The sequence below is a fragment of the Microbacterium sp. HSID17254 genome (assembly GCF_003989315.1).
In the GTDB taxonomy this organism is placed as follows: domain Bacteria; phylum Actinomycetota; class Actinomycetes; order Actinomycetales; family Microbacteriaceae; genus Microbacterium.
This window is the reverse complement of sequence record NZ_RBLT01000074.1, coordinates 1-5,185: the sequence shown is the minus strand read 5'-3', so window position 1 is coordinate 5,185 and position 5,185 is coordinate 1. Positions and strand designations below refer to the sequence as shown.

Here is a 5,185-nt window from a genome sequence, read left to right as displayed (position 1 = left end):
ACGGTCTGCGCCGGGAACTCCACCGACGCCAGATCGGCATGATCGCCGTGGGCGGCGCGATCGGGACCGGGCCGCTCCTCGGCTCCGGGCTCGCGCTCTCCCTCGCCGGACCGGCGGTGATCCTCGCCTACGTGGTGGCACCCGTCCGAGCGCTGGTCCTGGCCTACGCGCTGGCCGAGATGGTGGTGCGCCACCCCGAGCCCGGGGGATTCCGGCCCATCACCCAGCGCTACCTCGGGCACGGTGCCGGCTTCGCGCAGCGCTGTATGTATTGGGCCGCGCAGGTCGTGAACTTCGGCAGCGAGGTCGTCGCGGCCGGGCTCTACCTGACGTTCTGGTATCCCGACCTGCCGCGGAGGATCCGGGTCGTCGGGTTCTCGGTCGTGGTGCTCGCGGTCAACGCGGGCGCGGTCCGCTTCTTCGGTGAGACCGAGTACTGGTTCGCGATGATCAAGGTCGTGACGATCGTGGCGTTCATCGCCGTCGGCCTCGTCGCGATCGTGTTCGGTCTGCCCGGGCAGCAGCCCGCGGGCCTCGGCGCGCTCACCGCGCACGAGATCGTCGCGGCGGACGACACCGCCCACCAAGGCGCCGGGCCGACGGTCGCGGTGCCACAGCGCCATCGGCGCAGGACCCGATACCGGCTGCTGCCGGCCCTTGTCGCGCTTCTAGAAAGACGTCAACCAGGCCCACGTCCGCCGCCGCGGCCCGGGCGAGCGTGCCAACGTCCAGCTGAAGAACTGGCGGGTCCTGTACAAGGTCTGCGTCAGTCCCAACACCGCCTACAAGCTCATCGCCGCAGTTCAGACCCTCATGATCGCCAACACCTGACCAGGTTGGCAAAGGCTCACTGGCTCACACCCACCGCGGCTGGTCGGCGGGACACGGACGCTATCGCTGAGAGCGTGTTTGGAAATGGTGGGCATGTCGGGATGCCTGGCCCTGCGGGGGTGGTCCATCGTGTCTGTCGTGCAGGAACGACCGCGTCGGTACCCCTCGGACACCAGTGATGCCCAGTGGGTGGTGATCGAGCCGTTGTTGCCGCCGATCGCCCGTCGGGGTCGTCGGATCGCTCATGCGCGTCGGGACGTGCTGGACGCGATCTTGTATGTGGTGCGTACCGGGTGTGCCTGGCGGGCGTTACCGGTGGACTTCCCGCCCTGGCAGACCGTCTACTGGTACTTCAACCAGTGGGAACAGCAGAAGGTCACCGAGAAGATCCTCCCGATCGTGCGCAGTCAGCTACGCATCGCCGAGGGTCGGGATCCGGAGCCGAGCGCCGGGATCATCGACTCCCAGTCCGTGCGTGGCGCCGACACCGCCGACACCGTCGGCGACGATTCCCGCGGCTATGACGCCGGGAAGAAAATCAACGGCCGGAAACGGTTCATCATCACCGACACCCTCGGGCTACTGCTGGTCACCATGGTGTTCCCTGCCAGCACGCAGGACCGCGACGGCGCCACCTCGGTCCTGCTCGCTCTCTACCTACAAACCCGGGTCCGGCACGTCTTCGCCGACGCCGGGTTCACCGGCCGCCTGATCAGCTGGGCGCACACCCTGCTGCGTACCCGTCTCGAGATCGTCCGCAAAACGGCAGGCCAACGCGGCTTCGTCGTCATCCCCCGACGCTGGGCGGTCGAACGCACCTTCGCCTGGCCTGAGTTGCACAGGTTTAGTGCCCCGGCGCGGTGATGGTGGGGAGCCGGTCGAGAATGGCACGCGCGCCGCTGGTGATCTGCGGGGCGGCGGTGATCGGGTGACCGCCGACGTCGACTCGGACGGTTCGTAGTGGGCGCAGGGCTGTGACCAGCTTCTTGATGGTCACGCCTGCCGCGTCCTGGAGGTGTCGGGAGACCGCGAGGGCGGCGAAGACGACGGTGAGGTGGGCTTCGATGGCGTCGCGTTCGCGGTGGAAGATCGGTCGGGCTCGCAGGTCGGACTTGGCCATGCGGAAGCTGGCCTCGACCTGCCACAGGTCGTGGTAGGCGGCCACGACCTTGTGCCCGTCCATGGTGGACTCGGCCAGGTTGGTGACGTAGCCCTTCAACCCGGCGAGCTGGCGGGCGCGTTCGACCAGGCCCCAGTCGACCTCGGTGCCGGTGGAGGCGATGCGGACGAAGCGGTCCTTCTTCAACGGCCGGGTGCCGGCGGCGACCTTCTCCGCGCGGTCGACCATGGCGTTGATCGCCCGGTCATCGTGTTTGTGGCGGGCGAAGCGGTACTGGTAGACGACCCGCCGGCTCCGTTTCGCCTTCCCTGTCCCCATGTCGCGGCGCGACTCCAGAACCTGGCCGTCGTCGAAGGCGTTGCCGTGACGCTCGACGTGCGCGGCCAGATCGTAGGGCGCCTTGCTGATCCTCGACCCCACGATGAAGGAGAACCCGTTGTCCTCCAACGCGTTCAGGTTCGACGCGGACAGCATTCCGGCATCGGCGACGACCACCATGTCCTCCACGTCATGCCGTTTGCGGAAGTCCTCCAGAACGGGTAGCAGAGTGGTCGTCTCGGCCTTGTTGCCCTCGAAGCAGCGGACCTCGAGCGGGAACCCGGACGGGTCGACGAGCAGCCCGACCTGGATCTGCGGGTCGACCCGGCGTTCCTTGCTCATCCCTACCTTGCGCAGCGTGTCCTCGTGCTCGACCTCGAAATGCAGCGTGGTCACGTCATAGAGCACCAGCGACGCCGCCCCCACCCGCGAGGCCACGGTGCAGGCGGCGGCTAGGACGGCCCGGCAGTCCTTGTCGCTGCAGCGGCGCAGCGCCGCGGGGAAGGTGTTGCGAGGCGGCGCGACCACCCCGAGTTCATCGAGGACCCCGACCGCGGCAGAGGTGCTGGTGGGCTCCACGATCCGGGCGAGCGCGAGCGCCCGGAACACCTCCTCGGCGAGCTGGTCGAACCCCAACCGGCGGTAGGCATCGCACAGTACGTTCCACAGGACCTCGCTCGCCGACCCGGTCACGACCGCGCCCGCCGCGCCCCCGGTGGCAGGGGCGTCGAGGTCGAGGGCCTGCTGACCTGCATGGATGCGATCCCGCGCTGAGGCGATCAGCACTGCGAGCTCGGCGTAATCGTGAGCGGAACCGACGTGGGCGACGATCCGCCGGACCCCGTGGCGCTTCTCCACGATCTGCACCGCCGTCGCCCCGGACGCCGTCTTCACCTTCCGGACGAACACCACCCGAGACTACCGATTAGTGCCCCAGATCCCGACCCCACAGCCCGCTGACCAGCAACGACACCTCACAACCCCCGACTAACTGTGCAACCCAGGCCAGACGGTGCCGTTTCCGGCCTGCCACTACCGCCCTGCCGGGGCCGTGGACGGGCGGGTCGGGGCCTGCGTGATGGGTGCACCCGATCACCGCCGGCGGGACACACCGATCACCGAAACCGGGCACCTCGATCACCCAGAGTGAGTGAACAACGGCCGGTGAATAGAATGATCGCCGTGCTCACTTCATCGCCACCCACCCGGCCGCCGGGCCGGGCTCGTGCGGCGCTGGTCATCGCCCGCCAAGATTTCGATCTGCCTGGTAAGGACCTTCACCGGGCCGCGGAGGTACTCACCGGGCACTTCACCGGGCTGCTGCACCGCGGCGTTCTGTCCCGCGCGGTCGCCGAGGTGATCGAGAACCCGGCCCGCTGGGGCCACAAGCGTCACATCCTCACCGTGCAGATCGACGTCGTCGCCCGCGACACCGTCGCCGGGCTCGCGACCGCGCTCAACACCATCCGCGACGGTTTCCGCCTGCTCCCGGCCGCGCTGCCCGACCAGTTCATCACCACCGAGATCGAACACCTCGCCAGCAGGATCATCGGCGCCGACGACCTCCAGGTCACCACCCACCACGACAGCCGCACCGGCGGCGATCGCCGAGCGCACCAGTCCCTCAGTACAGGGCGTCTCCCGGCGCGACCACCGCGGCCAAGGTGAACGGGAACGCCTTTACCGATGCCCCGGAGCCTGTGAGGTCGCAGTGCCGGGGACCATCGGGTTGCCGTTGGCGGTGTCGGCGGGGATGGCTTGGATGACGTCCCAGTGCTCGACGATCTTCCCGTTCTCCACGCGGAAGAAGTCCGCGACCGCGGACCGCTTCCCGTCCTTCTCGATGGACTCGGCATGCACCACCACGATGTCGCCTTCGGCGACCACGCGGCCGATTCTGAATGTCACCCCGTCTTTCACATACGGGCCCATCGTGTCCACGAACGCCGCCCGCCCGTTGGGGACCTGCGGATTGTGCTGGATGTAGCTCTCCGCGACATAGATCTGCGACGCCCCGGCAACGTCGCGGTGGACGAACGCTTGGGTGTAGAAATCGGTGACCAGCTTCGCGTTACTCCCGACCGGCACCGGAGCCGACGTCGAAACCGGTGACGCCGACTCCGCAGGATGGGCATGTCCAGCGTGCTCCTGCTCACCCGAGCTGCACCCCGCAGCAGCCAGCAGCACCGCTGCCCCTGCGACAATCCTCAGCACCCGTCGTGCCCCTGCCTGCCGTTTCATCCTTGCCTGCCGTGTCATCGTTGTTGTACTCATCACCCGGTGTCCGTACCGCATCCCGCACCGGACTACTGCGAACCACTGACCATCTTCACCCGTGCGAGGCACCGTGGCCTGCCTCCGGAACCGGATCATCCGGTGCTTCTGGCTGCAGGGCCGCGCGCCAGGCCAGGTCTTCGGTGCGGGCGCGGTCGAACCACGGCCGCCACTCGACAGTTTCCAGCCGCCGTCCGGGGTCCCGTCCGGGGGCTCGGTGGTCGGGGCGGTCGCAGAAGCCGCCGCGGGCCGCATCGGGTGCGGCGAACGCGGTGAAGGCATGTGCCACCCAGCGGGTGTGCCACTCCGCGGCCTGGAAACCGGAGCCGTGTGGGCCGTAGGCCTGCCGGTAGGCGGTGTGCAGCCAGGACAGGGTTTCGCGGCCCCAGGTGTGAGCGGGCTAGGGCGTGTCTCCTAAAGTGCGCAACCAGGTGACGATGGCCTTCAGTGCAACTCCGCCGCGGAAGGTCAGCGCGAGCTTGTCGGAGCGGGTGGCGAGGCCGCGCCACTGATTGACCTCGCAGAACCCGCGTTTGCCGACGTTGCGGGCGCGGGAGGCAGCGCGGTCGAAGGCCGGGGGGCGGCCGCCGCGTGTGCCGCGTGGTGTGCGTGGACTCGTGCGTCCCAGCGGCATCGGGCGGG

6 protein-coding genes and 1 pseudogene are annotated in these 5,185 nt (G+C 68.7%); 3 read left to right on the top strand and 4 right to left on the bottom strand.

The genetic code is table 11. The features are described 5' to 3' along the window. Together D8M34_RS19880 and D8M34_RS17540 are read left to right on the top strand one after the other, a co-directional pair. The coding region (locus D8M34_RS19880; RefSeq protein ID WP_148113079.1) for an amino acid permease at nucleotides 1-1,010 on the top strand (1,010 nt) is incomplete at its 5' end. Nucleotides 1,011-1,020: 10 nt separating this feature from the next. Further along, nucleotides 1,021-1,695 carry an IS5 family transposase gene (locus D8M34_RS17540; protein ID WP_161973085.1) on the top strand — a complete coding sequence of 225 codons (675 nt, stop codon included), beginning with the start codon at nucleotides 1,021-1,023 and terminating at the stop codon, nucleotides 1,693-1,695. Here the strand turns inward: D8M34_RS17540 and D8M34_RS17535 are convergent. Then, on the bottom strand, nucleotides 1,676-3,178 hold the full coding sequence (locus D8M34_RS17535; protein WP_342343184.1) for an IS1634 family transposase: 1,503 nt from the start codon (nucleotides 3,176-3,178) through the stop codon (nucleotides 1,676-1,678). The genes D8M34_RS17540 and D8M34_RS17535 overlap by 20 nt on opposite strands. A 273-nt stretch (nucleotides 3,179-3,451) precedes the next feature. Between D8M34_RS17535 and D8M34_RS17530 the strand changes: the two genes are divergently transcribed. Next, nucleotides 3,452-3,937, top strand: a complete 486-nt coding sequence (locus tag D8M34_RS17530; protein ID WP_126894662.1) for a hypothetical protein — start codon at nucleotides 3,452-3,454, stop codon at nucleotides 3,935-3,937. Nucleotides 3,938-3,949: 12 nt separating this feature from the next. Here the strand turns inward: D8M34_RS17530 and D8M34_RS19080 are convergent, their stop codons facing one another. The 3 genes and pseudogenes from D8M34_RS19080 to D8M34_RS17520 all read right to left on the bottom strand — a co-directional run. Then, a complete protein-coding gene (locus D8M34_RS19080) occupies nucleotides 3,950-4,456 on the bottom strand; it encodes a nuclear transport factor 2 family protein (RefSeq protein WP_161973084.1) in 507 nt (168 codons plus the stop codon). 142 nt (nucleotides 4,457-4,598) lie between these two features. After that, nucleotides 4,599-4,832, bottom strand: a complete 234-nt coding sequence (locus tag D8M34_RS19075; protein WP_161973083.1) for a hypothetical protein — start codon at nucleotides 4,830-4,832, stop codon at nucleotides 4,599-4,601. A 111-nt stretch (nucleotides 4,833-4,943) separates the two neighbouring features. Next, nucleotides 4,944-5,185: pseudogene (locus D8M34_RS17520) on the bottom strand (IS5/IS1182 family transposase); the annotation flags it as partial.